Genomic DNA, 23918 nt, shown 5'->3' with positions numbered 1-23918 from the left:
TAAGAGGAAGAACTATCGGGTCGCCGTCGCCTTGCCGGACAGGCGGTCAGGCATCCAGCTTGCGGTGAAAGGAAGCACCGGCACCAGCGGATTGGCGCGATAGGGATAGCTCACCCGGACCTCGACCTCTGTGGCAAGCAGATTGACGGTAGGTGGGGTCGTTGCCATCTGGGTCCGAATCCATGTCTCTCGGGTCGATGGGGTTGCGCCCGCCGCTGCGGGAGTGATCGCAGACAGGGCCAACGAACGGTAGATTGCAGTCCGCACGTTCGTCTGCAGGTCCGCGGGGACTGTATTGCTTCCCAGGATCTGTGCTGCCCGAGCGCCGTCTTCCGCGGCCCGCGAGACGACCTGCTGAACATAAAGTACGCCGCAGAAGGCCACCAGGCCATAGATGCCGACGAACAGAACGCTGAACACCAGCGCAAACTCGATGGCCGCGACGCCGCGCTGTTGGCGCCGCGCCTGCCCTTGAAGTGACGGGCCGGGCTTCATGATGACCTTCCGTCGAGCAGCATGCTGGCCTTGCCCGCGATACGGTCGGGCATTGCAAAGCTGGGCAATGCGGGAAACAGCGTGTCGATGCCGCTGACCGTCACGGTCACGACCATCTGGCAGCGATTGTTCCAGGCAGGCCCGCAAGTCGGGTTGGCTTGCGCGCAATCGTCCGAGCCGGCGACGCAAATATTGGCAGCTACGCTTCGGTTGGCCTTGAGCGCTGGAGGAAGCCAATCCGTACGATCCTCGGCCACGTCGCCGGCCTGTGTCTTCCTGTCGTTCAGGTTGCTCTGATAACGAAGACCGGCCCGCGCTCCGTCTTCCGCTGCATTCTGCAGGCTCATCCGCATGGTCAGAAGGAAGCCATAGCAGGCCACTGCGTAGAGAAGCGCAAAAACAATCAGGAAGACAAAGGCGAACTCGATCGCATACACACCGCTTTGGGCATGTTGGGCTTTCGTGTTGCTGCAGATACGCATCGCCTTGCCTGCTCGTCGTGGAGGAAGTTGACCTATCGCCGCCTAGCGTGACTTCGAGGTGGAATTCCCGCCGGCACCGTTGTTGGGGTTGGCAACGGTTGATCCCAGGCGTTCGGGAATCGGGTGTTCGAAGCTCTTGATGTAGCGCTCGTAGCTCCGGCTCGCGACGTTGCCGGCAATCGGACGCGGGACGCGTGACGCCACGTCCCCGCTTCGCTGCCAAGCGAGCAGGCCTTGCGTTGCATCACCGACCGCCAGTGCGGGCTGGTAGGCCTCTTCGGGTTCGCTTGCTGTTGTGTCTTCGGCGGGCTGTGCCGGCTTGGGCGCCACGACGGATGTGGAGGCACTGCCAAGCCTTGCCGGATCCGTGGTCACCACGGTGGCTGCTGCAGTCTTGGCATCCACCTTGTTGTCCTGGGCGAAGGCCACAGAGGTCACGAGGAAAAGTGTCGCAACCAAGGGGGCTACGCTCCATGGCATGCCTCGTCGGGCGGTTGTGTGATTCATGGTGTACCTCGTGAGGGCGAGTTCAATGTCAAAGGTGCTTCAACGACGGAGGCTGTCGCCTGCATCGGGCCTCCGGTGCCAGACCAGCGCGATCGCTTCAACGTCAGCGGCGTCGTCGCGGGCTCTGCAATCGCGGAGGGGAACACCGCGATGGGACCGGGAGAAGGGGGCAAGACGCGAATCTGCTGTGCCGCCTCACGGACGGCGCGTCGCGTGGCTTCGGGCATGCGATTCGCGTCCATCAAGGCGCGTGCCTGGTCTTGTTGATTGGTTACCTCCAGATAGAGCGCGAGATTGGCTTGTGCCTGCGCGCTGTCGGGGCGAAGTTGCAGCGCCTGCATGAGAGGAAGGCGTGCATCTTCCAGGCGGCCGGCCTTGAGGTTCGCGTAGCCCAGATCACTGAGAAGCAACGCGTCGGTCGGACTGCGGCGCTGTGCCTGGCCGAGCAACTGGGCCGCTTCGGCATAGCTGCCGCGGGCCCCGGCCAGCAGGCCTAGGCCCCGATAGCCAGCGCTTTCCAGGGGGGTAGTCAGGAGATGCTTGTAGGCGGCCTCTGCGAGTACGGCCTGTCCGGTCTGACGCAGCGCGTCGGCACGTACGCGCGTGGATTCCGGTGAGATGCCCCAGCGCTGCTCGAGTGCATCGATGTGTGCGAGCGAAGCGAACCAGAGGTCTTCCTTCTGCATCTGGTCGACGAGCTTCAGGTAGGTGGCCTGGGTGTCGACCGTAGCGCCCGCCTTGGCGTCTGCGGCAAGCTCAGCGGCTGCGCGCTGTTGTGCGTCTGCGCTGGCTGCGTACTGGTCCTTCACGCTGGCGCAGCCGGCGATGGTCCACGCGATGAGTGCGCTCAGGGCGAGCGTGCCGGCGCGGCGCAGCACGCGTGCGTTGGAGGGCTTGTTCATTTGGCAGCGGCTCCCAGTGAGCGGAATATCGCGAGGAAGGCCGGCCCCGCCGTGACGATGACCAGCGCGGGGAGCAGCGTCGTCACCATGACCGCTGTCATCTTCACGGTGATCTTCCCGATCCGCTCCTTCATTTCGGAACGCCGATGCTCGCGCAGGCGGTCGCTGAAGATGCGCAGCGGCTCTTGCACGGCGCCACCATGCTTGTCGACCTGTACCAGCAGGGAAACCAGCCCGCGAAGGTTTTCGTTCCTGTGTAGGGTTGCCAGGCGGTTCAGCGAGTGTTCCCGGCTGCGTCCACGGCTGTATTGGTTGTTGGCCAGATTCAGCTCGTAGCCGAGCACGCGCAGCACATGAGAGAAGTCGCTTGCCATGATCTGCAGGCTTTGGTCGAGACTGAGGCCGACGCCTTGGAGAAGGCGAAGCAGGTCGATAAAAAGAGGAAGTTCCTGGTTTACGCGTTGGCGCCGCGATGCGGCAAACCGGCCAAGCACCCACTTGGGGGCCATGAAGCCCAGGACGAACGCAGCAGCGAGCCCGATGATCACCGTGCGTTGCGAATGGCCCGCACTCCAGAGCACATATGCAAGGATGGGGAGCAGGAGGGCGAGCAGGACGCGCGCTACAAGAAAGATCAGCTGCGCCCGTTTCGACGAGAGGCCGCACTGGTCGATGAGGTCCCGGTCCTCGTCCGCCACCAGCGCGCGACCGAATCGCGAGTCCAGCCAATGGAATGGAAGTTCGATGTCAGATCTGGCCGTGGCCGCTGGATCTTCTGTGTCGAGCGAGGGAGGCGGCACCAGCCCCGGGTCTCTGGCGGCCTGATCGATGGCTCGACCAATGACGTGGCCGCTTCGGGCCCGTCGCAATTCCGTGGCGATCAATGCCCCCGCGCCGGCCATCAATCCCAGCGCCAGCAAGGCAAGGCTGAAGATCGTCAATTGATCGGATGTGAACGTCATGTCAGCCTCGCCAGCCGATAGAGCAGGGCGGCACCGAGCAACTGGAACCCCGCGGCGAAGACCACCATGGTCCGACCGGTGCCGTCGTTCCACATGCCCATGAAGTAACTGGGATTGGTCAGGATGAAGAAGGTCGCCACACTCATGGGAAGCAGTCCGAGGATCCAGGCGGAAAGCCGGGTTTCCGAAGACATGGCTGCGAGCTCGTGCTCTGCCTGTTCGCGGTCGCGCATGAAGTTGGCGACGCGTTCCAGCAGCAGGTCAGAGCGCCCGCCGTAGCGCACGCCCAGCCCGAGAATGGAGGCCAGCAAATACATCTCTTCGATGCGGACATTGCTTGCTGTCTGATGGAGCGCGCGATCCAGATCCATGCCGGCGCGCACCAGCGATGCAGAGCGTTCCAAATGCCCGCGCAGCGGTGTCTCGGTGGTGGCGATTGCCAATTGGAAGGCCGCTTGCGTGGAGTTGCCGATGGTGATCAATCGAACCATCGCATCGATATAGGCCGGCATCTGGCTGATCAGCTTTCGACGGAATTTCTGCAGGAGCCACCACACAGCGAATACCGCGAGGAGAACCAGCAGGGCGAGGGCGCTCAAGGCCGTGATCCACCCACCGAAAAAGCCTGCGGCACTGGCGAGAATCGCGATGATCAGCAAGGCCAGAAGCGCAGACCGCGGAGAAATCACGCCAACCAGCCAGCCGGGGAGGGCGCTTTCTAGCGGTCCAGCTGGTGCCATGGCCGTTGCGGCAGCGTTCTCCGTTTCCAGCCATGGATCCTTGATGATGCCGGTCGTCAAGCTTTCAGTGGGCGACTCCCGCAAGGGCATCGAGGATGGCGTTGGTGCGGCCGTGCTGGCCTGTATCTGCTGATTCAGATGCCGCTCGGCGGCCTTCCGGGACTGCCGCTTCCTGGCCCATTGCCACAGGAGCAACCCCGCCGCAGCGAAGAGCAGCGCGACGCAGGCCAAGACCAGTAAGGCTTCACGCACGGTGATCTCCCTGTGCCCGGGCGAGCGATTGGCGGAAGCGCGTGATCTTGGGAGAGTGGGGGGCGATCCCCAGGGACACCCAGCGATCGCGTTCCTCACCGTCGGGCGAAGCGATCGGTTCGTAGCGGTAGAGCTCCTGCATTGCTACCACGTTGTCGTTGACGCCGGTCACTTCGCTCAACGAGATGATCCTGCGCTGCCCATTCGAAAGCCGCCCGATCTGCACAATGAAGTCGATGGCATTGGCGATCTGTCGACGCAAGCTCACCTCGCTGCCCTGGTAGCCCGCGAAACCTGCGAGCATCTCCAGGCGGTAGAGGCACTCCCGAGGCGAACTGGCGTGAATGGTGCCCATCGAGCCTTCGTGGCCGGTGTTCATGGCCTGCATCATCTCGATGACCTCGGCGCCGCGTACTTCACCAACGATGATGCGGTCGGGCCGCATGCGCAGGCTGTTGCGTAGCAAGTCACGGATCGAGACCACGCCCTGCCCGTCGAAGCCCCCGGGCCGGCTTTCCAGTCGCACCACGTGGCTGGTGCCGAGCGAGAGTTCGGCCGTGTCTTCGATGGTGATCACACGCTCCCGTGCGGGAATGAAGCTCGCAAGTGCATTTAGCAGCGAGGTCTTGCCCGAACTGGTCCCTCCGCTCACGAGGATGTTGCAGCGCGCACGCACGGCGATCTCGAGCAACTGCGCCATGCCCGCATCGAAGGTGCCAAGCTTGACAAGGTCGGCGGGAGTGAGCGGCTCCTTGCGGAACTTGCGGATCGAGACCGACAGCCCGTCGATCGCAAGGGGTTCGATGATGACGTTGATGCGCCCGCCGTCCGGCAGGCGTGCGTCAACCATCGGATTCGACTCGTCCAGTCGACGGCCCAGTGGCGCAAGGATGCGGCGCACGATGCGCATCACGTGCTCCGAGTCTGCGAAGCGCACGGTTTCCCGTTCCAGGATGCCGTGACGGGACACATACACGTTCTGGTACCCGTTGATCAGAATGTCTTCGACCGCCGGGTCGTTGAGCAGGTCTTCCAGTGGTCCGAACCCTGCGAGCTCCTTGGTCAGCGCATCGGAGATGAGTTGCATCTCGCGATCGTTGATCGGCACGCGGCGCAGGCGAACGAAACTGTCGACTTCCAGTTCGACGAACTGCTGGATGGACGCGCGCGACCAGCGACCGAATTCCGCGCCAAGTTCTTCGATACGGCTCAGGAGGTGGTCATGTGTCCAGCTCTTGATGTCCTGGAATTGCTGCGAGTTGATGAACGTCTGGTCGTCGTCGGCAAATTCGAGATCGGTGGACATGGAAATTTCAACCTTCGCTAGAGCTCTTACGGAAGCCGACGATCTGCGAGATCCGGGCCGTCCAGCCGGACTCCTTGAGGGGCACGTGGCCCGGGGTGGGCATGCAATCCTGCTGCAGACTCCGAGCCAGGCTGGCGACTGCCTGCGAGTAGGCGTCGCTGCGCGCGGTGCGCACCAGCATTTCGCCGCGGCTCGCCGCTGCCAGCAACTGTGTGCTGCGAGCAGGCAGCACATGGAGGAGGGGCAGTTCGAGTCGATCCGCGATGTCCTTTGCGGGTAGCCCGACGTGAGCGTCGAACTTGTTGACAACGAGCGACAGTCCGTCTGTTGCGATGCCGCGGGCGTGCAGTTCCTTCAGCATGTTCGCTGTGGAGACGATGGCTCCGATGCTTTGGTCGCAGACCACCCAGCTGCGCTGGGCGGATTTCACCGTCTGGGCAACGAAGTCGATAGTCGAGAAGCCACCGAGATCGGCGATCTGGAAGTCGAAGAAGTCTCCGAGCCGCTTGATCAGTGCCACCGAGTCGGCGTGAGAGATTTCGCGCACTTGAGCGAGATTGGCTGGCAGAGGCAGGATGGCCACACCGCTTGCGTGATGGGCCAACGCGGTCTGCAGCAGCGTTTGGTCGAGGCGGCGCAGATTGTGCACGCCGTCGACGAAGCTGAAACTGCTCTGGGTGTCGAGGTAGAGCAGGCCGTCGCGCGAGGGCAGGCCGAGGTCGAGCAGCGCGACGCCATGCCGGGATTCGCGGGACCCACCGGGCCTCGGCGCCGCGGCCATCTGATCGTTGAGTAGTACGGACAGGCTGGTCGCGAGTGTGGTCACGCCCAAGCCGGCGCGGGCTCCGAGCAACGCCAGCGCGTGTCCACGCTTGCCATCCAGCGGATTGGTGCTGCGTTGATCAAGCAGCTTGCGCAGTGTGGTGACAGCCTCCGCTGGAGGAGCGCTCAAGTCGACGAAATCGTCCACACCGGCGCGCAGCGCAGCCAACATGGATGCGGGTTCCGTCGACACGCCTGCTGCCAGGACTGGGAGCACGGGCCAATCGCGTTTCAGCCGCTGGTGAAGTTCGCCGGCCATGCCCGCATGGTCGCCGGAGAAGTCGAGAAAAATCGCGGCGGGCCCCAGCAAGGCAATCTTCTCGTCGAGCGATTTGACATCGGGCGAGAGCATCACCACGGTTCCCAGGCGTCCGAGCGCATCCGTCAGCCACGTGATGTGACTGCCATGGGGTGAGGCAAAGAGATAGGTCTCGACCCCCATCTCCGGAAGGTTCTCGCGGGGGGCGTTCATCTTGTCGCTCACTGTGCGTGCGTCAACGCGAGAAGCCCGGAACAGCCGTTCCAGACGCCGGACCGAGCAAGTGCGTGCGCCAGACTGGACCGTCGCGTTGTTCGGCGCCGCCAGGAAGATAGGGGCCGAGATCGGTGCCGCGCGCGATGGGCTTCACAAGATGCGGCGTGACGACGATGACGAGCTCCTTCTCGCTCATCTGATACTTGCTCTGCTTGAAGAAGGTGCCGAGCACGGGAATGTCTCCCAACAAGGGAATCTTGTCGGCATTCGATGTGGTCGTGCGGCTCACCAGTCCGCCAATGATGAAGCTCTCTCCATCGCCGAGTTCAACGGTGGTGTCGGCACGGCGTGTGCTGATGGCCGGAACCGCGACACCGCTGATGCTCAGTGAATTGGCGTAGTCCAGGTCGCTGGCTTCTGGCGCCACCTTCAACACGATGCGATCATTCGACAATACGGTGGGCGTCAGTGTCAGGCCGATCCCGAAAGGCTTGTATTCGATGCTTGTGGTGCCCAGGCCCTGAGGGGAGGGAACGGGCAATTCGCCACCTGCCAGGAAGCTGGCACTCTGGCCAGAGAGTGCCACCAGCGTCGGCTCTGCAAGCACGCGCGCCATGCCGTTGCCTTCGAGGAAGCCAACATTGAGACCGATGCCTGCCTTGCCGAAGTTGAACAGGAGACTGAACGCCTGAGCCAGCGGATTGTTGTATTCGCCGCTGATGGCACCGGTGGGAGCAAACGAAACCGATCGCAGCGACGCCGGCGTGAATACGCCGAAGCTGAAGCCATTCGAATTGGCGCGCGTGCTGAAGATGTTCAGCCCCGCCTGCTTGAGGACGCTGCGATTGAACTCGACAATCTTGACTTCGACCTGCACGGTGTTACTGCGAACATTGACCACGGATCGATCGACCAGCGTCGATTTCTCGCCATTGCTGGCCATGGCCGTCTCGCGTGCTTCCTGGTGGGCATCCATGCTGTTCAGTGAACCCGTGACCACGGATGCGCGGCGTCTTATTTCGAGCGCGTAGACCGTTGCGTTCGACTGACCCTTTTCCCAGACCATGAGTGTGGTCTTGCCGGCTGCCTTGCCCGTGATGATCAAGCGCGCGGCGGGCGAGTTGGGCGACTGCCGCGTCAGGGCAACACCAGCCACTGTCTCATCGGCGATGGCCATGCGGTCGATGCCCTTGGCGATCAGCAGTTCCCTCTGGGCGCCCGCGTCCAGTCTGAGTTGAAGTGCCGGCCGCGACGATCCCGTTTCAACATCTGCAGCTGTGGAGGCTATAGGCCAGGCACTGGGTGCCAGCAGGCAGAGTCCCGCGAGGACGAGGCGAAGGGGCTGCGCCGGATGGCGTGTCTTCGCGCGGGGGGCGGTCGTCATGAGGTTCGTTTTCGGCATGGCATGCATGTGCTTTGCGCGCATTGCTGGGCAATCAGTAGTTGATGGTTTCACTGCGGTCGCCGCGAATGACCTCGACCTTGAGTCCGCCACCCGTCCTTTCGGTGGGGGGAGCTGGACGAGGCGTTCCCGTTGCGGTCCGCAAGGCACCGGGTTTCCCGCCGGTCACGAAGTCGACTGTGGTCATGCCGGCTTGTGCGCGATCCAGGCCTTCAAGCGGAGGACGGCGCGGATCGCGGCCTTTGAGCGAGGCCGGTTGCAGCGCTGTCGGCAGATCCGCGAACAGCTTCGGGTCTGGTTCGGACATGTCGGTGGGATTGCGAAGCGCCAGCAGCAGGCGTCCGCTGTTCTCGGCCAGTGTCAGCCGGTTGACGTCTTCCACTGGTATTGCTAGCACGGCGGTACGGGCCGTCTCAGGGCGTTGCTGTGACTGCGAGCCGGCATTCTTGTCAGTCTTGGATGGCAGGCCGTCGACGGAAGCGCCGCCGTAAGCGAGAACGCGTTTGCGGGAGAGCAGGAGCCGCGCCTGGCTGCGATCGATATCCTTGCCGTCTGACTTGAGCATCAGGAACACGTCGACGAAGTCGCCGGGTTGGACGCGATTGCCCACTCCCATGGTTTCGTCGGCCTTGACTGCCACGGCGCGCTCACCCTCCGTGACGCGCAGTGCGAGCCCTGAAACCAGCTGCCCTTGCAGAAGGGGGGATCCTTCTCCCAGGTCGATTACCGGGACGCGACCGGCGAGTGGCGCTGTTTCCTGGAAGGCTCCCGCAGGGTTGATCGTCAGGCGTTCGACGCGAAGTGCATCCACCGGGATGGGTTGACCCGCTGGCAGGGCCTTCGCTGCAACAACGACAGGAAAGGTCTGTGCCTGATTGACCTTGCCCGGCGCTGCCATCGCAGCAGGTGTCTGTGTGGGCGGCGGTGGGGCCTTGCGGCTGAGCATCCATGCATAGCCACCGAGCGCAAGCGCCAGAAGCACGAGGATGGCGGCGATGATTTTGGTTAGGTTGATCATGGGTGGCGTTTCAGGGGGCAATCAAGGAGCTATCGATGAACAACTCGTGGTGACGGGAAAGAAGAACTACCCGCGCTGTCGACCCCAAACCATCCATACCGCAGCCGCCAGTGCAAGATAGGCCGCATAGGGAATGAAGCGCACCCGAGTAATTGAAGGATTGCTGCCGGCGGAGGGCGGTGATCCAAAGAGCATGAGCGAGAGCCGAGGGAACACGGGCCATCGCTGAAGAAGCACCCAAAGAAGGGCGTGCAAGGCGCCGAGGACGCTCCCGCCAATCCAGATGGGCAGGAGGGCCCATGGGCCCACCCACAGTCCGAGAGCGCCTGCGAATTTCACGTCACCCGCTCCCATGAGGCCCAGAGCATAGAAAAGCAGTAGGCAACCAAAACCGATTCCCGCGCCAAGCAGGGCGCTCGGCCAGTCCTGACCGAATGGCGCCGCGCCCAACGCGAGTGCTGCAAGTGCCGAGAGAGCACCCGCGAGCACCAGCCAGTTGGGGGCGCGGCGCTGTCTGAAGTCATAGACGGTGATGAAGAGCAACCACACGAGGAAAATCGATGCCATTGCCCGCATCGACGCTTTCAGACGGAGGACAGGGAGGTCTTGATATCGCCCCAGATGGCCGTGATCTTTGCGCCGATGCCATCGTTGCCAATGATTGCGGTGATCATTGCGACCGAAATCAGACCCGCAATAATTCCATATTCAATTGCGGTCGCACCTTCTTCGTCGCGCAGAAAACGAGTAATAGAACTGAGCATGGTGATCTCCTGAAAGGAAGTGTTAACAAAGGCTGGCACGGTGGATGTTATACAGCGTAACTCCGTGTATCAACCGTGGAAACGCACTGGATCGTGTCCCGGATGTGCTAACTGAAGGGGTAAAGCAGGAAGACGGCCAGCCCCGTTCGGCCCCCACAGCAGGGCAGAAAAGGTCACTTATTCACAGTCTTGAAAGGACGGTTTCCCTCTGTAAACCGCATGCAGCTTGGCATGGACGAGGGGAACACGTTACGGACTTGGGAACGTCCGTTTGTGGAGTGTTACGGGAACATGCCCGTTACGCGTTACGTAGCACGGTGCCTTGGAGTGCAATTTGTAACACTCGACAAGACGGCTTCGTTTGGGTAATAAGTCACACTTTTGGGGCATAGACCCCGTCGGTGACGTGGCTTCAGCCGAGGATTTCTTCGTGGAAGAGCTTCCACTCGCCGGCCTGGCGGAGCCAGTACTGGCGGCGGGTGCGGCCGTTCTTCTCACCCTCGAACACCTCGCCGAAGGTGGCGATCATGGTGTCCTCGGTGTCGCGCCAGTGCAGGTAGGACGTGTCCTTGATTTGCACTCGTTTACCTTGTGCGTAGGTCAACTCGTCGCGGAGTACCGAATTGGCATCGACGGGCTTCCTGCTGGCGCGCTGGAAATCCGGTAAATAGAACTTTTTCAATTGCGCTTCATTGCCGCTGGCTCGTGCATCTTTCCAGGCGGTAATTGAATCGGCGAATTTCTTTGTTTCTTTTTCGGCCTGCGGTGCGGCAATCCATTGCAGGCTGCGCGCGGTCACGACCGGCGTGGCGCCGATCTGCACCTTGCGCAGCAGCTGCTTGAGGTCGGGGTTGGCCATGACCACGCAGCCGTCGCTGGCCAGCGGCGCCCGTGCGAACTGCTGGGGCGGGGTGCCGTGCAGCCAGATGCCGCTGCCGGTCTTGCCGCGCCGCAGGTCGTACGGGTTGGGGTAATTGATGGGCAGGGCGCCGGCGCCGTAGAAGTCTTTCAGCGAGCGCGGGTCGAGGCTGCTGGTGATGTAGTACACGCCCAGCGGGGTGCGCGCGTCGCCTTCGATGGACTTGTCGGTGCCGGCCTTGCCGACCGAGATGTAGTAGTCGGCGACGAGCTTCAGGCCCTTGTCGGAGTTCTCGAGCAGGTACAGCCGCGAGCGCGAGGCGTCGACGGCAATGGCGAAGCGGCTGCGGGTCGAGAGGGTGAGGAACTGCGAGGGCACGGTGCCGGCGGGCGGCCGTTCGCGCAGGGCCTGCAGGCGGCGGCGCGATTCCTCGTGCAGCTCGACCATGGCCGGGTTGCCGCGCAGGCGCGCGATGCCGGCGCTGTCGGGCATGGCGTTCGACGGCGGCACTTGCGCCGCGAGCAGGTCGCCGTACACGAGCTGCGCGAGCTGGAAGTTCGGATGGTCGCGCACGAGGTCGCGGGCCTTGGCCAGCGCCTCGCGGGTCTTGCCGCGGCCGAACAGTTCGTAGACGCCGATGAGGCGTGCCTCGGCGCCGTTGGCTTCCTGGAGCGGCGCGGCTGTTCTTGCGGTCTTGCGGGCCGGGCGAGTGGCGCTCTGGTTGTCCGCAACGGCGGTCCGCTTGCTGCTCTTCGCCTGCAGCTGTGTCTTGCCGGTGCCGGCTTTGCCGCTCTTGGTTTCCTTGGCGGACGCACGGCTGCCGGCCTTGGCGGCCTTTGAGCCCCCGGTCTTGGTGCTGGCTGTCTTGCTGGTGCCGCTGTTGTTGGCTGCGAGCGCGGCGCCGGGCGTGGCCAGCATGAGCGCGGAGGCGGCCATCAACGCCGCGAGCAGCTTCCCGCTGCGCGGCTGGAGCGGGAAGTTCTGAAGCCGGCTGCGCCGGACGATGTCTGCCACTAGCCGCCGACGCTTTCCTTGCGAATGTGCCACTGGTTGCCAGAGCGTTGCAGTTCGAGCGTCTTGCGGCTCGCGATGTTGAGGTTGTCGGCGCGGTAGATCTGGCGGAACCTGGCGGTGGCGGTCTGTCCGTCGACCTTGATCGCGAGGTTCTCGAGGTTCACGCTGATGCTGGACTTGCCGGCGATGCGGGCACGGCGGTCTTCTTCCCAGGCCTTGCGGTTCTGTCCGCCGGCGGGCACGAAGTCGCTGCCGTAGGCGGCGAGGTAGCGGTCCATGTCCTGGCTGGCCCAGGCTGCAGCCCAGCCGCGAACGACGGATTCGATCTCCGCGGTGGAAGCCGGGGCCGCGGCAGGTGCCGGTGCGGGCGCGGGTTCAGGTGTCTTGGCTGCCGGCGCGGGCGCTGCGGCCACCTTGACCGGCGGTGCGACAGGCGCGGCAGCGGGTGCTGGCGCCGGGGCGGGTGAGGGAGCCTTGGCGACGGGGGCAGGCGCGGGTGCCGGGGCAGGCGCCTTGGCGACCGGTGCGGGAGCAGGCGCTGGCGCCGGAGCAGGTGCCTTCGCCGCCGGGGCCGGTGCAGGCGTCGTCGTGGCAGAGGCCACCAAGGTCGAGCCCTTCGAGCCGGCCGAGGGCGGTGCGGTGAAGAGCGTGCGGATCACGGCCAGCTTGGGCTGCACCGCGGTGTTGTTCTGGTCGAGTTGCAGCGCCTTGCTGTAGGCCTGGCTGGCCAGCCGCGCGTACACGTCGCCGAGGTTTTCCTGGGCGGTGGCGTAGCTGGGATTGGTGCGAATGGCGCTTTCGAGGGCGTTGCGGGCCTTGTCGAACTGGTTCTGGCTCGCGTAGATGACGGCGAGGTTGTTGAACGGTTCGGGCAGCTCGGGCGCGTCCTGCGTGAGCTGGGTGAAGGCGGCGATGGCCTCGGCGCGCTTGCCGGTATCGAGCTGGATCACGCCCTTGAGGAAGCGCATCTGCGGATCGCGCGGCTTGTCCTTGAGGAAGGCCTCGGCCTTGGTCATGGCCTCGTCGAGCTTGCCGGCCTGCATCAGGCGGTCGACGTCCTCGTGCTCGGTGGCGGCCAGCGCGGGAAGCGCGGCGCCGCAGGCCGCAGCGGCCAGGAACAGGGCGCGCACGGTGGGGGAGAAGCTGAAGCGGGCGCGCGGCTGGGGGCTCTTGGGCATTGCGGACAAGACCTCGTGGTGGGACGTGGTGAGGGAAGGAGAAACGCGGCAGGCATTGTAAATGCGGCCCGTCACCTCTGGATACCAAGCTGACAGGGTGTGCGATGGCCCTGTTCACAGTTGTGCTGAACTTGTGCGACGCAGCATCATCATGTAACGTCTCGTAAGCAAAACGCACGTGTTTACCCTGATTTTTCCATCCCTCTGGAGTCTCCCTTGAAGATCACCAAACGCCGCCTGCTCGAAGGCGGCGCCGCCGCCATTGCCACTTCGCTGTTCGCCCCGGGCGCGTGGGCCCAGCGCACCGGTGGCGACGCCGCCTGGCCGACCAAGCCCGTGCGCATCCTCGTGGGCTTCCCGGCCGGTGCCTCGCCCGACCTGGCGGCACGCGCTATCGCGGAGCCGCTCTCGAAGATCCTGCGCCAGCCCGTGACGGTGGAGAACAAGCCCGGCGCGAGCGGCAACCTCGTGGCCGCCGAGGTGGCCAAGGCCACGGACGACCACACCATCGGCGCGCTGATCAACGGCAACCTCACGATCGCCAAGTTGCTGAATCCGTCGCTCGGCTTCGATCCTGAAAAAGACTTCGCGCCCATCGGCCTGATCGGCACCGCGCCGCTGGTGCTGGTGGTGTCGGGCGCCGCCACCGGCAAGTCCGCGGCCGACCTGCTGCTGTGGGTGCGCAACCTGGGCAGCGCAGGCAAGTACGGCACGCCGGGCGTGGGCACGGTCGGCCACCTGGGCATGGAACTGCTCAAGAGCCGCGCGGCCATCACCGCGCAGCACAAGCCCTACACCGGCAATCCGCAGGTGATCGCAGGCATCCTCGCGGGCGAGATCCAGCTGGCGCTGCTGCCGCCGGGCCTGGCGATGCCGCACGTGAAGTCGGGCAAGCTCAAGGCCATCGGCGTGACCTCGCCCGAGCGCAGCCCGCTGGTCAATGAGCTGCCGACGATCCGCGACGCCGACGTGCGCGGCGCCGACCTCGAGATCTGGACCGCGCTCGCTGCGCCGGCGAGCATGAAGCCGGCGGCCGTGACCAGGCTCAATGCCGCGCTGGTCGAGGTGATCAGTTCGCCCGAAGTGAGCGGCGAACTGCTGAAGACCGGCTGGCAGGCGCAGCCCGGCTCGCCGGACGCACTGGCCAAGCGCATGCGCGCCGACACCACGCGTCTGGGCGGCGTGATCATCATGAAGGGCATTCACTCCGAGGCTTGAGTGCCTCGTTGATTGAAGAGGCCCGCGCCGAGAGCTTCAGCTCTTCGGCGCGCTGCGCTTGAACAGCGCCTGCTCGAAGCGGATCGTGATGACCTCGGTGTCGTCCGGCTTGCCGGGCGCGCGGCCGTCTTCGGTCGGGAAGTTGGTGTCGATCGCGACGGCGAGCGTGTGTTCGTCCACCACTTCGACGCTTTCGACAGAGTCGAAAGGCATGCTGAACTTGCCGCTGGCGACGCCGGCCAGCGGGCCGCCGATGTCGGCCGGGTCGGAGATGTTCAGCAGGTCGACCAGCAGCGTCTTCTTCAGCACGCCATCGGCGTCCTTGACGTCCAGGTCCACCATGTACAGGCGCTTGACCACCGCCTTCGCGCCGAACAGGCTGTCGCGCTCGATCAGCACGAACCTGTTGCCGCCGATGTGGGTCATGTCGCCGATGACGATCTGGTTGTCCTTGGCCGGCCCGTCCTTCCTGTAGACCGGGTTCTTGCCGGTGTAGAGCATCGATGCGGGGTCGAACTCGAAGAAGTTCAGGTAGCGCTCGTCGTCGGCCACCGGCCGCAGCGAGGCCAGCGAAGGCGCCGCCTCGGGCACCGCGTAGAGACGGGTGCCGTCGCCATTGAAGGCGAGGCTCTCGAAGCCGCGGCTCGACAGCGATGTCGCGGTGGCGCCTTCATTCATCACCAGCGGGTTGAACGGGCTGCGCAGGAAGGGATGCGGCACCGGGTCGCCCATCAGCGTGCCGTTCTTGTCGAAGTGCAGGATGTACGGGCCGAACTCCTCACCCACGAAATAAGAGCCGTCCTTGGCGCGGGCGATCGACTCGACGTCGAGATCGAAGCCCGTCAGCAGCCGGCCGCTGGCGATGCGCGCGTCCACGGGCTTGCCGCTGTCGACGAGGTTGTTGCCCGAGAGCGTCTGGTAGTTGGCGAAGTCGGCGGTGATCTTCAGGTCCACGCCCTTGCCGTCCTTCAGGAAGCCCTTGGCGTCGTTGAAGGCGACATGGCTGTTCACCTTCACGGTGCCAGGCACCGCCGTGCCGTCCGACACGGTGCGAAAGTCGATGCTGACGTTGTAGATGCCGACCACGAAGTCCCCGGAGTTGCCCTTGCTGCCGTAGCCGTTGTCGGGCATGGCGGTCCAGGTGCCGTCGTCGTTCTTCAACAGCGCCGAGAAGCCGGGGAGCGGCTGGCCGTCGACGAAGGGCGGCGTCACGCCGAGTGCGCTGGTGATGAATTGACCCGTGGTCGGCCCGGGCCAGCGAAAGCTGGCGGGCAACGAAGCCCAGCCCGCGAGCTTGTGCGGCAGCCCTTCGGCGCCGTCCTGCGGCGGTGGTGGCGCGGGCGCGGGGGCCGGCGAAGGTGCCGGCGTGCCCGCCACGGGCGGAAAGACGATGCCGTTGGCACTGCCGCCGCCGCCGCATGCGGCGAGGACGGCCGATGCAACCGCCGCGATGGCCAGGTGGCGCGGCAAGGTGAACGCGATGAAGCGACTGGACATGATGGGACCCTCCGTCTTTTGTTGTGAGGGGCGCAATCTAGAAAACCGGTGTGACCGGTCCGTGACTGTCCGTCGGTCAGAGCATGCGCGAGATCCTGTCTGCCGCATCGATCAGCGCCGGCAGCATCGTCTCCTGCATCACCTTCGCACTCGTGCGATTCGCCTGCCCGCTGATGTTGAGCGCGGCCACCATGCGGCCCTGCCGGTTCACGATGGGCGCGGCCACGGAGATCAGGCCTTCTTCCAGCTCCTGGTTCACCAGGCACCACTGCTGCTTGCGCGCCTGCGCCACCTTGGCCATGAGCGCGTCGATGTCGGTCACGGTGTGCTTGGTCAGTGCTTCGAGGTTCGAGGCCTCGAGGCGCGCGCGCACTTCGTCGTCGCCCAGGTCGGCCAGCAGCAGGCGGCCCAGCGACGTGCAGTACGCCGGCAGCCGCGAGCCCACGCCCAGGCTGATGCGCATGATCTTCTGCGTGGGCACGCGCAGCACGTAGACGATGTCGGTCGCGTCGAGCACGGCGGCCGAGCATGACTCCTGCACCTGCTGCACCAGCGCTTCCATCACGGGTTCGGCGCGGTTCCAGATCGGCATCGACGACAGGTATGCAAAGCCCAGGTCGAGGATGCGCGGCGTGAGCGTGAAGAGCTTGCCGTCGGTCACCACATAGCCCAATGTCTGCAGCGTGAGAAGAATGCGCCGCGCCCCTGCGCGCGTGAGGCCGCTGCCGGCCGCCACTTCGCTCAGCGTCTGGTGCGGCGCGCTCGCGCTGAACGAACGGATCACCTGCAGGCCGCGCGCAAAGGACTGTACGTAGCTGTCACCGGGGGCGGGCGTGTCGGGCTGTTCGGGCTTCTCGGGTTTTGGGGGCTGGGTTGCCATGGTGCGCGATCCTCTTTAGAATTCATTATACGAACAAATGTTCTTTAGACGAACATCTTGAGTTCGACCGAATTCTTACCCACCCCGGAGACAAGATTCATGATCAACAAGATCGCGCGCTCGGTCGCCGATGCCCTCGCTGGCATCCAGGACGGCGCCACGGTGCTCATCGGCGGCTTTGGCACCGCCGGCATCCCAGGCGAACTCATCGACGGCCTCGTCGAGCAGGGCGCCAAGGACCTCACGGTCGTCAACAACAACGCAGGCAATGGAGAGACTGGCCTGGCCGCGCTGCTCAAGGCCGGCCGCGTGCGCAAGATCATCTGCAGCTTTCCGCGTCAGGCCGACAGCCAGGTGTTCGACGGCCTGTACCGCAGCGGCAAGCTCGAACTCGAACTCGTGCCCCAGGGCAACCTCGCCGAGCGCATCCGCGCCGCGGGCGCCGGTATCGGTGCCTTCTTCTGCCCCACGGGCTACGGCACGCAGCTGGCCGGCAACCGCGAGACCCGCGAGATCGACGGCAAGCAGTACGTGCTCGAGTACCCCATCCACGGTGACGTGGCGCTCATCAAGGCCGAGCGCGGCGACCGCTGGGGCAACCTGGTCTATCGCAAGGCCGCACGCAACTTCGGCCCGGTGATGGCCATGGCGTCGAAGAAGACCATCGCCACCGTGCACGATATCGCCGAGCTCGGCACCCTCGACCCCGAGACCATCGTCACCCCGGGCATCTTCGTGCACCAGGTGGTGCGCATCGAACGCGTGGCCACGCAGGCCGGCGGCTTCAAGAAGGCAGCATGACCATGAGCTACACCCGTCGCACCAAAGACCAGCTGGCAGCCCGCGTCGCGCAGGACATCTTCGACGGCGCCGTCGTCAACCTCGGCATCGGCCAGCCCACGCTGGTGGCCAACCACCTGCCGCAGGGCCGCGAGGTCATCCTGCAAAGCGAGAACGGCATCCTCGGCATGGGCCCCGCGCCCGAGGCCGGCGAGGAAGACTACGACCTCATCAACGCCGGCAAGCAGCCCGTCACGCTGCTGCCGGGCGGCTCGTTCTTTCATCACGCCGACAGCTTCGCGATGATGCGCGGCGGCCACCTCGATATCTGCGTGCTCGGTGCGTTCCAGGTGTCGGCCACCGGCGACCTCGCCAACTGGCACACGGGCGAGAAAGACGCGATTCCCGCCGTCGGCGGCGCGATGGACCTTGCCATCGGCGCGAAACAGACGTGGGTCATGATGGACCTGCTCACCAAGCAGGGCGCGAGCAAGCTGGTGAAAGAGTGCACCTATCCGCTCACCGGCATCGGCTGCGTCAAGCGCGTGTACTCCGACCTCGCCACGCTCGAATGCACGCCGCAGGGCCTGAAGCTCGTCGACACCGTCGAGGGCCTGAGCCGCGAAGAACTCGAGAAGCTGGTCGGTCTTCCGATCGCTGCCTGATCCCATTCAAGTAATCAGAGAGAGAGACATCACATGACCAATCAAGCCTTCATCTGCGACGCTGTCCGTACCCCCTTCGGCCGCTACGGCGGTTCGCTCAGCAGCGTGCGCACCGACGACCTCGGCGCCGTACCCCTGCGCGCACTGATCGAGCGCAACAAGAACGTCGACTGGCAGGCGGTGAGCGACGTGCTCTACGGCTGCGCCAACCAGGCCGGTGAAGACAACCGCAACGTCGCGCGCATGTCGGCGCTGCTGGCCGGCCTGCCGATCGAAGTGGGTGGTGGCACCATCAACCGCCTGTGCGGTTCGGGCCTCGATGCCGTGGGCACCGCTGCACGCGCCATCCGCGCGGGTGAAGCCGGCTTGATGATCGCCGGTGGCGTCGAGAGCATGAGCCGCGCGCCCTTCGTGATGCCCAAGGCCGAGAGCGCCTTCAGCCGCAACAACGCGGTGTACGACACCACCATCGGCTGGCGCTTCGTCAACAAGCTGATGAAGGCGCAATACGGCGTCGACTCCATGCCCGAGACGGCCGAGAACGTCGCCACCGACTACAAGATCGAGCGCGAGGCGCAGGACCTGATGGCGCTGAACTCGCAGCTGCGCGCCGTGGCCTCGCAGAAGTCCGGCTTCTTCGACGCCGAGATCGTGCCCGTGAGCGTGCCGCAGAAGAAGGGCGACGCGATCATCGTCAACAAGGACGAGCATCCGCGCGAGACCAGCCTTGAGTCGCTCGCCAAGCTCAAGGGCGTGGTGCGTCCCGACGGCACCGTCACCGCCGGCAATGCCAGCGGCGTGAACGACGGCGCCTGCGCGCTGCTGCTGGCCGACGAAGCCAGCGCCGCCAAGCATGGCCTCACGCCGCGCGCCCGCGTGGTCGGCATGGCCACGGCCGGCGTCGCGCCGCGCATCATGGGCATCGGCCCGGCGCCCGCCACGCAGAAGGTGCTGGCGCTCACCGGCCTGACGCTCGACCAGATCGACGTCATCGAACTCAACGAAGCCTTCGCCGCGCAAGGTCTCGCCGTGCTGCGCCTGCTGGGCCTGAAGGACGACGACGCGCGCGTGAACATCAACGGCGGCGCCATCGCGCTGGGCCACCCGCTCGGTGCCAGCGGCGCACGCCTGGCCACCACCGCGGTGAACCAGCTGCACAAGGGCGGCGGCCGCTACGCGCTGTGCACGATGTGCATCGGCGTGGGGCAGGGCATTGCCGTGATCCTGGAACGCGTCTGATGGGTCTCGCCCGACGCGAACTGCTGCTGGGCATGCTCGCTGCAGCAGGCCTGCCCGCGCATGCGCAGCAGGCCGGCGGCAAGCCGATCCGCATCGTCGTGCCCTTCGCGGCCGGCGGCGGCAACGACGTATTCGCGCGCCAGATGGCCAAGGGCCTGGGCGAGGTGCGCCAGTCGGGCGTCATCGTCGACAACAAGCCCGGCGCGGGCGGCAACCTCGGCACCGAGCAGGTGGTGCGCAGCACGCCTGACGGCAGCACGCTGCTGCTGGGCCACACGGGCACCGTGTCGATCAACCCGGCGCTGTACAAGGGCCTGAAGTTCGACGCGCGCAAGGACCTGCTGCCCGTGGCCATGTTCGCGTCGTCCGCGCTCGTGCTCGTGGTGCCTGCAGCCTCGAAGGTGCGCACCGTGCGCGACCTCGTCAACGAGGCGAAGGCGCGCGCCGGCCTGCTCGACTACGCGTCGAGCGGCAGCGGCACCGGCGGCCACCTCACGGGCGAACTCTTCGCGCAGCGCACCGGCACGAAGATCAATCACATCCCCTACAAGGGCACCAACCCGGCGCTCACCGACCTTGCCGGTGGCCAGGTGCAGATGATGTTCAGCGTCATCCCGCCCGCGCTCGCGCTGGTCAAGGGCGGACGGCTGCGCGCCATTGCCGTCACCGGCGTCCAGCGCCTGCCGTCGCTGCCCGACGTGCCCACCGTGGCCGAGTCGGGCCTGCGCGAACTCGCGGGCTTCGAGAGCACGCTCACCTACGGGATCCTCGCGCCGCGCGGCACGCCCGACGCGTTCGTGAAGACGCTGTCGGCGCAGATGCTGCAGGTGGCGGGAGAGAAGGAATTCCAGTCGCGGCTGGATGTGGAAGGCGCTGTGCCCTTGCTGGGCGGGCCTTCCGACTATGCAGCGCTCATTTCGCGGGAGAGCGAGAAATGGGCGCGGATCGTCAAGAGTTCGGGCGCGGTGGCGGAGTAGCCGCGGCCACTGGCAGCCGCCAAGGAATTGCCTGAAGAGGTGCCCCAGCGCACATCGGGCAGGCCCAGAGAGTTTTAAAACCCAGAGAACCGAAACAAGAGGACCAGAGAATGAAGAAGACAAACGCAGCGCGCCGCAACGTCACCCTGGCCGCACTCGCGCTCGCCACCGCCGCGCTGGTGCCAGCCACCGCATCGGCGCAGCAGCCTGCGGCCTTTCCCACCAAGCCCGTGCGCATCATCACGCCGTTCCCGGTCGGCGGTGGTCCGGACGGCGTGGCCCGCCTCGTGGCCGACAAGCTCTCGCGCGCCTGGGGCCAGCCGGTGGTGGTCGAGAACCGCCCGGGCGGCAACGGCTTCATCGCCATCGACGCGTTCAAGCGCGGCGCCAAGGACGGCCACGACATCATCGTGCTCGACAACGTGCACCTGGCCGCGTATCCGGCGCTGTTCAAGAAGCTGCCCTACGACGCGTCGAAGGACTTCGACGCGCTGCTGCCGCTGTTCAAGACCTACTTCTTCTTCACCGTTGCCACCAACAGCAAGTACAAGACCGTGGGCGACCTCATTGCCGACGCCAAGGCCAACCCCGGCAAGCTCGACTACGGTTCGTGGTCGGTGGGCAATCCGGTGCACCTGGGCTCGGAGCTGTTCGAGTCGGCCACCGGCACGCAGATGGAGCACGTGATCTACAAGGAGACCACGCAGCTGTACACCTCGGTCGCCACCGGTGAACTGGCCTTCGCACTGGGCAGCAGCGCCACCGCCGGCCCGCTGCAGCGCGCCAACAAGCTGCGCTTCCTGGCCGCCGCCGCGCCCCAGCGCGTGGCCGCTTTCCCCGATGTGCCGACCGTGGGCGAATCGGGCGGCCCGAAGGGCTTCGAGGTGATCGGCTGGAACGCCATTGCCGTGCCGAAGGGCCTGCCTGCTTCGGTGACGGACAAGATCAAGCGCGACATCGAGAAGGGCCTGGCCGAACCCGATGTGCTGGAGAAGTTCAAGAGCTTCGGCTACGAACCCTTCCCGACCACGCGCCCGCAGTTCGACCAGTTCGTGGCGACGGAAACGAAGCGCTTCACGGACGTGATCCGCAAGGCGAACGTATCGCTGGACTGACGGATCGCGCTCGGCGCAGCGTCCGCAACGAACAAGGCACCCGCGAGGGTGCCTTTTCTTTTGGGGTGTGTGGTGTGGTGCGGCGCGCTCAGGCCTGTCGTCGCGCGGCCACGTGCAGCGTGTGCACGCGCGCATCACCCGATTGCGCGCCGCCCCAGCCCTGCGGCAGCGCATGCAGCACCGCCTTCGCATCGAGCGAGCGGATCGCCACCGAGGTGTCGGCCGGAATGCGGCCGTGCGCCACCAGCGCTTCGTAGCGCAGCGCGCTCACGCGCAGGAACGACGCGAAGTTGCCGACCTCGCCGCGCGCTGCGACCAGCTCGTCGTACAGCCGCTCGATGAGCTGCACCACGGCCATGCCGTCGCGCTGCGCGATTTCCTCGAGCACCTGCCAGAACAGGTTCTCGAGCCGGATGCTGGTGACCACGCCGTGCAGCCGCACCGAGCGCGTGCGTGCGTCGTAGCTTTGCGGATCGGCGCTGATGAAGACTTCGCACATGGGCCATCTCCTTGGGGGGCTGGAGGGTGTGGGGGGCGACGCCGCACTGTAGCGTCGTCCGCGCGCGCCCGGTCGTCAGTGTTCGATGCGTGTACCGAGCACCACGAGGAACTGCGACAGCCACGCCGGATGCGCCGGCCAGGCCGGTGCGGTGACGAGGTTGCGATCGGTCACGGCCTGGTCGACCGGGATGCCCATGTACTCCGCGCCGGCCAGTTCCACCTCGACCTGGCAGGCCGGGTAGGCCGAGACCTTGCGGCCCTTGATGAGGCCCGTGGCCGCGAGCAGCTGCGCGCCGTGGCAGACGGCGGCCACCGGCTTGTCGGCTGCAAGGAAGTGGCGCGCGATCTCGACCACGCGGCTGTGCATGCGCAGGTACTCGGGCGCGCGGCCGCCGGGAATCACGAGCGCGTCATAGGTTTCCGGGCGCACGTCGTCGAAGTTCGCGTTCAGCGTGAAGCGATGGCCCGGCTTCTCGCTGTAGGTCTGCGCGCCTTCGAAGTCGTGGATGGCGGTGTGCACCCAGTCGCCGGCCTTCTTGTCGGGCGCCACCGCGTGCACGGTGTGGCCGACGGCCAGCAGGGTCTGGAACGGCACCATGGTTTCGTAGTCTTCGGCGTAGTCGCCGCAGAGCATCAGGATCTTGCGAGCCATCGGGTTTGTCTCCTTCAAATTGGGTGTGGCGGAACCGGCTGGCGCGATTGCGCTCAGGCCGTCGCTGAATTATTCGAAGGGGGACGCCGCAGCGGGTAGCAGCGGGCTGTGATGCTGCCGTAGAAGAACGCCAGGCCGTCTTTCGGGCCGTTTCTTGGGGCGCCAGCCGGAGCCCGCTTCCGCACCGCGCGTCGCTGCTCGTGCCGGGTCAGGCACGAATGATTGTGCTGTCCAAAAGTCACATGTTACGCACGGACACGCGGCGGGGTAGACCGTCTACCGCACGCCATGACAGAGGCGACACGGCCTCGCTTTCGTCAGGTTGCTCCAAGTTCAGGGTACCCCCTTGCAGGGATACGCGTCACTGGCACGCGTTCTTACATTTTTGACTTGCAAATCCGAAATCGTCGCCGCGTGAAGGAGCCAACCATTGCTGCTGCACACGGATTCCAACCTGCTCAGTCAGTGAACGAAGAGGGAGTTGAAGTCATGAACAAGATCTTCCGAACCCTGTGGAGTCCCAGTGCCGGCACCTGGGTGGCCGCGCCGGAAATCGCGCGCGGCCCTGCGCGATCATGCAGCGGGGGCGGCGCGCGCGCGGTGGCGGCAGCAGCGGCGGCGGCGCTGTGGGTCTGTGTCGTGCCGGTGCTCGCGGCCGGCGGTGCGGGCGGTCAGCCGGTCGGTGACGCGACGCTGAACGCGGGCGCCGGCGGCAGCGACGGCACGGGAGGCAGCGGCGGGCTCAACGACACCTCGGTCAATGCATTCGGCGGCGCGGGCGGATCGTCGACGCCGGGCGGCGTCACGGCCGGGGCCAACGCCAGCATCGGCAGCTTCGCCGGTGCCACGCCGGGCACCGGCGGCGCGGCCGGCACCACCAGCACGCCCACCGGTCCCGGTGCGTTCCAGGGCGACGCCGGTGGCGCGGGCCAGGCCCAGACCGGGGACTTCAGCAATGGCAACGGCTATGGCGGTGGTGGCGGCGCAGGCTTCCAGGGCGCGTCGATCGCCAACAACATTTCCAGCTCGTCCGACAGCTACACCGGCGGCATCGGTGGCGCGGGCGGCAACGGGTACTGGGCGGCCGGCGGCGGTGGTGCCGGCGGCTACGGCTCGATCCTCAACGGGCCGCTCGGCAGCTACACGGCCACGGGGTCTTCCACGGGCGGCGCGGGCGGCAAGGGCGGGGACGCCTTCTCGCAGGGCGGTGGAGGCG

The 23918-nt window shown here is 65.6% G+C and carries 25 protein-coding genes; 7 read left to right on the top strand and 18 right to left on the bottom strand.

The window, feature by feature from the left end; translation table 11 throughout:
• Positions 1-12: 12 nt before the first annotated feature.
• The 14 genes from D3H34_RS04620 to D3H34_RS04555 form a co-directional block, all read right to left on the bottom strand.
• Positions 13-495: a TadE/TadG family type IV pilus assembly protein gene (locus D3H34_RS04620; RefSeq protein WP_119552272.1), complete on the bottom strand. Its 483-nt coding sequence runs from the start codon at positions 493-495 to the stop codon at positions 13-15.
• Positions 492-977 carry a TadE/TadG family type IV pilus assembly protein gene (locus tag D3H34_RS04615; RefSeq protein ID WP_119552271.1) on the bottom strand — a complete coding sequence of 162 codons (486 nt, stop codon included), beginning with the start codon at positions 975-977 and terminating at the stop codon, positions 492-494. Before D3H34_RS04615 ends, D3H34_RS04620 begins: the two co-directional genes overlap by 4 nt.
• A 42-nt stretch (positions 978-1019) precedes the next feature.
• A complete protein-coding gene (locus D3H34_RS04610; RefSeq protein WP_286185435.1) occupies positions 1020-1484 on the bottom strand; it encodes a DUF3613 domain-containing protein in 465 nt (154 codons plus the stop codon).
• Positions 1481-2386 carry a tetratricopeptide repeat protein gene (locus D3H34_RS04605; protein WP_119552269.1) on the bottom strand — a complete coding sequence of 302 codons (906 nt, stop codon included), beginning with the start codon at positions 2384-2386 and terminating at the stop codon, positions 1481-1483. The genes D3H34_RS04610 and D3H34_RS04605 overlap by 4 nt, the downstream gene beginning before the upstream one ends.
• A complete protein-coding gene (locus D3H34_RS04600; RefSeq protein ID WP_119552268.1) occupies positions 2383-3348 on the bottom strand; it encodes a type II secretion system F family protein in 966 nt (321 codons plus the stop codon). Before D3H34_RS04600 ends, D3H34_RS04605 begins: the two co-directional genes overlap by 4 nt.
• Entirely contained in the window at positions 3345-4340 is a 996-nt protein-coding gene (locus D3H34_RS04595; RefSeq protein WP_119552267.1) for a type II secretion system F family protein, read from the bottom strand. Before D3H34_RS04595 ends, D3H34_RS04600 begins: the two co-directional genes overlap by 4 nt.
• Entirely contained in the window at positions 4333-5646 is a 1314-nt protein-coding gene (locus tag D3H34_RS04590; protein ID WP_119552266.1) for a TadA family conjugal transfer-associated ATPase, read from the bottom strand. The genes D3H34_RS04595 and D3H34_RS04590 overlap by 8 nt, the downstream gene beginning before the upstream one ends.
• A 7-nt stretch (positions 5647-5653) precedes the next feature.
• Complete coding sequence (locus tag D3H34_RS04585) at positions 5654-6940, bottom strand: CpaE/TadZ family protein (protein WP_119552265.1); 1287 nt, start codon at positions 6938-6940, stop codon at positions 5654-5656.
• A 22-nt stretch (positions 6941-6962) separates the two neighbouring features.
• Complete coding sequence (locus D3H34_RS04580) at positions 6963-8327, bottom strand: type II and III secretion system protein family protein (protein ID WP_119552501.1); 1365 nt, start codon at positions 8325-8327, stop codon at positions 6963-6965.
• Positions 8328-8379: 52 nt separating this feature from the next.
• Positions 8380-9363, bottom strand: coding sequence for a Flp pilus assembly protein CpaB (gene cpaB, locus D3H34_RS04575; protein ID WP_119552264.1), 984 nt, complete (start codon positions 9361-9363; stop codon positions 8380-8382).
• 66 nt (positions 9364-9429) lie between these two features.
• Complete coding sequence (locus D3H34_RS04570; protein WP_119552263.1) at positions 9430-9930, bottom strand: A24 family peptidase; 501 nt, start codon at positions 9928-9930, stop codon at positions 9430-9432.
• Positions 9931-9947: 17 nt separating this feature from the next.
• Positions 9948-10127 carry a Flp family type IVb pilin gene (locus D3H34_RS04565; RefSeq protein ID WP_119552262.1) on the bottom strand — a complete coding sequence of 60 codons (180 nt, stop codon included), beginning with the start codon at positions 10125-10127 and terminating at the stop codon, positions 9948-9950.
• Between the two features lie 412 nt (positions 10128-10539).
• Complete coding sequence (locus D3H34_RS04560; RefSeq protein ID WP_286185434.1) at positions 10540-12000, bottom strand: L,D-transpeptidase family protein; 1461 nt, start codon at positions 11998-12000, stop codon at positions 10540-10542.
• Positions 12000-13178: a nuclear transport factor 2 family protein gene (locus D3H34_RS04555; RefSeq protein WP_119552260.1), complete on the bottom strand. Its 1179-nt coding sequence runs from the start codon at positions 13176-13178 to the stop codon at positions 12000-12002. The genes D3H34_RS04560 and D3H34_RS04555 overlap by 1 nt, the downstream gene beginning before the upstream one ends.
• Before the next feature lie 216 nt (positions 13179-13394).
• On the opposite strand from D3H34_RS04555, the gene D3H34_RS04550 reads away from it, so the two are divergent.
• Positions 13395-14396, top strand: a complete 1002-nt coding sequence (locus D3H34_RS04550) for a Bug family tripartite tricarboxylate transporter substrate binding protein (RefSeq protein WP_119552259.1) — start codon at positions 13395-13397, stop codon at positions 14394-14396.
• 36 nt (positions 14397-14432) lie between these two features.
• Here the strand turns inward: D3H34_RS04550 and D3H34_RS04545 are convergent, their stop codons facing one another.
• Complete coding sequence (locus tag D3H34_RS04545; protein WP_119552258.1) at positions 14433-15893, bottom strand: esterase-like activity of phytase family protein; 1461 nt, start codon at positions 15891-15893, stop codon at positions 14433-14435.
• A 76-nt stretch (positions 15894-15969) separates the two neighbouring features.
• Positions 15970-16773 carry an IclR family transcriptional regulator domain-containing protein gene (locus D3H34_RS04540; protein WP_119552257.1) on the bottom strand — a complete coding sequence of 268 codons (804 nt, stop codon included), beginning with the start codon at positions 16771-16773 and terminating at the stop codon, positions 15970-15972.
• A 99-nt stretch (positions 16774-16872) separates the two neighbouring features.
• Here D3H34_RS04540 and D3H34_RS04535 point away from each other — a divergent pair, with 99 nt between their 5' ends.
• The 5 genes from D3H34_RS04535 (at position 16873) to D3H34_RS04515 (ending at position 21549) form a co-directional block, all read left to right on the top strand.
• On the top strand, positions 16873-17574 hold the full coding sequence (locus tag D3H34_RS04535; protein ID WP_119552256.1) for a 3-oxoacid CoA-transferase subunit A: 702 nt from the start codon (positions 16873-16875) through the stop codon (positions 17572-17574).
• On the top strand, positions 17571-18218 hold the full coding sequence (locus D3H34_RS04530; RefSeq protein WP_119552255.1) for a 3-oxoacid CoA-transferase subunit B: 648 nt from the start codon (positions 17571-17573) through the stop codon (positions 18216-18218). Before D3H34_RS04535 ends, D3H34_RS04530 begins: the two co-directional genes overlap by 4 nt.
• 33 nt (positions 18219-18251) lie before the next feature.
• Positions 18252-19457 (top strand): 3-oxoadipyl-CoA thiolase, encoded by a 1206-nt coding sequence (gene pcaF, locus D3H34_RS04525; protein WP_119552254.1) that lies wholly within the window; start codon positions 18252-18254, stop codon positions 19455-19457.
• Complete coding sequence (locus tag D3H34_RS04520) at positions 19457-20434, top strand: Bug family tripartite tricarboxylate transporter substrate binding protein (RefSeq protein ID WP_119552253.1); 978 nt, start codon at positions 19457-19459, stop codon at positions 20432-20434. Before pcaF ends, D3H34_RS04520 begins: the two co-directional genes overlap by 1 nt.
• 110 nt (positions 20435-20544) lie before the next feature.
• Entirely contained in the window at positions 20545-21549 is a 1005-nt protein-coding gene (locus D3H34_RS04515) for a Bug family tripartite tricarboxylate transporter substrate binding protein (RefSeq protein WP_119552252.1), read from the top strand.
• A gap of 88 nt (positions 21550-21637) precedes the next feature.
• Here D3H34_RS04515 and D3H34_RS04510 read toward each other — a convergent pair whose 3' ends face one another.
• Together D3H34_RS04510 and D3H34_RS04505 are read right to left on the bottom strand one after the other, a co-directional pair.
• A complete protein-coding gene (locus D3H34_RS04510; RefSeq protein ID WP_286185433.1) occupies positions 21638-22048 on the bottom strand; it encodes a ribbon-helix-helix domain-containing protein in 411 nt (136 codons plus the stop codon).
• Between the two features lie 75 nt (positions 22049-22123).
• Complete coding sequence (locus tag D3H34_RS04505; protein WP_119552251.1) at positions 22124-22702, bottom strand: DJ-1/PfpI family protein; 579 nt, start codon at positions 22700-22702, stop codon at positions 22124-22126.
• A 489-nt stretch (positions 22703-23191) separates the two neighbouring features.
• Between D3H34_RS04505 and D3H34_RS04500 the strand changes: the two genes are divergently transcribed.
• Positions 23192-23918, top strand: a 727-nt coding sequence (locus tag D3H34_RS04500) for an ESPR domain-containing protein (RefSeq protein WP_205736671.1), incomplete at its 3' end; no start/stop codon positions are given.

The organism is Acidovorax cavernicola, assembly GCF_003581445.1.
The sequence above is the reverse complement of the archived record's forward strand: the minus strand, read 5'-3'. Positions and strand labels throughout refer to the sequence as shown.

What these genes read in the sequence shown, in the direction of transcription:
- D3H34_RS04620 (WP_119552272.1), bottom strand. Translation starts at nt 495, where the DNA reads ATGAAGCCCGGCCCGTCACTTCAAGGGCAGGCGCGGCGCCAACAGCGC.
- D3H34_RS04615 (WP_119552271.1), bottom strand. Translation starts at nt 977, where the DNA reads ATGCGTATCTGCAGCAACACGAAAGCCCAACATGCCCAAAGCGGTGTG.
- D3H34_RS04610 (WP_286185435.1), bottom strand. Translation starts at nt 1,484, where the DNA reads ATGAATCACACAACCGCCCGACGAGGCATGCCATGGAGCGTAGCCCCC.
- D3H34_RS04605 (WP_119552269.1), bottom strand. Translation starts at nt 2,386, where the DNA reads ATGAACAAGCCCTCCAACGCACGCGTGCTGCGCCGCGCCGGCACGCTC.
- D3H34_RS04600 (WP_119552268.1), bottom strand. Translation starts at nt 3,348, where the DNA reads ATGACGTTCACATCCGATCAATTGACGATCTTCAGCCTTGCCTTGCTG.
- D3H34_RS04590 (WP_119552266.1), bottom strand. Translation starts at nt 5,646, where the DNA reads ATGTCCACCGATCTCGAATTTGCCGACGACGACCAGACGTTCATCAAC.
- D3H34_RS04585 (WP_119552265.1), bottom strand. Translation starts at nt 6,940, where the DNA reads ATGAACGCCCCCCGCGAGAACCTTCCGGAGATGGGGGTCGAGACCTAT.
- D3H34_RS04580 (WP_119552501.1), bottom strand. Translation starts at nt 8,327, where the DNA reads ATGACGACCGCCCCCCGCGCGAAGACACGCCATCCGGCGCAGCCCCTT.
- cpaB (WP_119552264.1), bottom strand. Translation starts at nt 9,363, where the DNA reads ATGATCAACCTAACCAAAATCATCGCCGCCATCCTCGTGCTTCTGGCG.
- D3H34_RS04570 (WP_119552263.1), bottom strand. Translation starts at nt 9,930, where the DNA reads ATGGCATCGATTTTCCTCGTGTGGTTGCTCTTCATCACCGTCTATGAC.
- D3H34_RS04565 (WP_119552262.1), bottom strand. Translation starts at nt 10,127, where the DNA reads ATGCTCAGTTCTATTACTCGTTTTCTGCGCGACGAAGAAGGTGCGACC.
- D3H34_RS04555 (WP_119552260.1), bottom strand. Translation starts at nt 13,178, where the DNA reads ATGCCCAAGAGCCCCCAGCCGCGCGCCCGCTTCAGCTTCTCCCCCACC.
- D3H34_RS04545 (WP_119552258.1), bottom strand. Translation starts at nt 15,893, where the DNA reads ATGTCCAGTCGCTTCATCGCGTTCACCTTGCCGCGCCACCTGGCCATC.
- D3H34_RS04540 (WP_119552257.1), bottom strand. Translation starts at nt 16,773, where the DNA reads ATGGCAACCCAGCCCCCAAAACCCGAGAAGCCCGAACAGCCCGACACG.
- D3H34_RS04535 (WP_119552256.1), top strand. Translation starts at nt 16,873, where the DNA reads ATGATCAACAAGATCGCGCGCTCGGTCGCCGATGCCCTCGCTGGCATC.
- D3H34_RS04530 (WP_119552255.1), top strand. Translation starts at nt 17,571, where the DNA reads ATGACCATGAGCTACACCCGTCGCACCAAAGACCAGCTGGCAGCCCGC.
- pcaF (WP_119552254.1), top strand. Translation starts at nt 18,252, where the DNA reads ATGACCAATCAAGCCTTCATCTGCGACGCTGTCCGTACCCCCTTCGGC.
- D3H34_RS04520 (WP_119552253.1), top strand. Translation starts at nt 19,457, where the DNA reads ATGGGTCTCGCCCGACGCGAACTGCTGCTGGGCATGCTCGCTGCAGCA.
- D3H34_RS04515 (WP_119552252.1), top strand. Translation starts at nt 20,545, where the DNA reads ATGAAGAAGACAAACGCAGCGCGCCGCAACGTCACCCTGGCCGCACTC.
- D3H34_RS04510 (WP_286185433.1), bottom strand. Translation starts at nt 22,048, where the DNA reads ATGTGCGAAGTCTTCATCAGCGCCGATCCGCAAAGCTACGACGCACGC.
- D3H34_RS04505 (WP_119552251.1), bottom strand. Translation starts at nt 22,702, where the DNA reads ATGGCTCGCAAGATCCTGATGCTCTGCGGCGACTACGCCGAAGACTAC.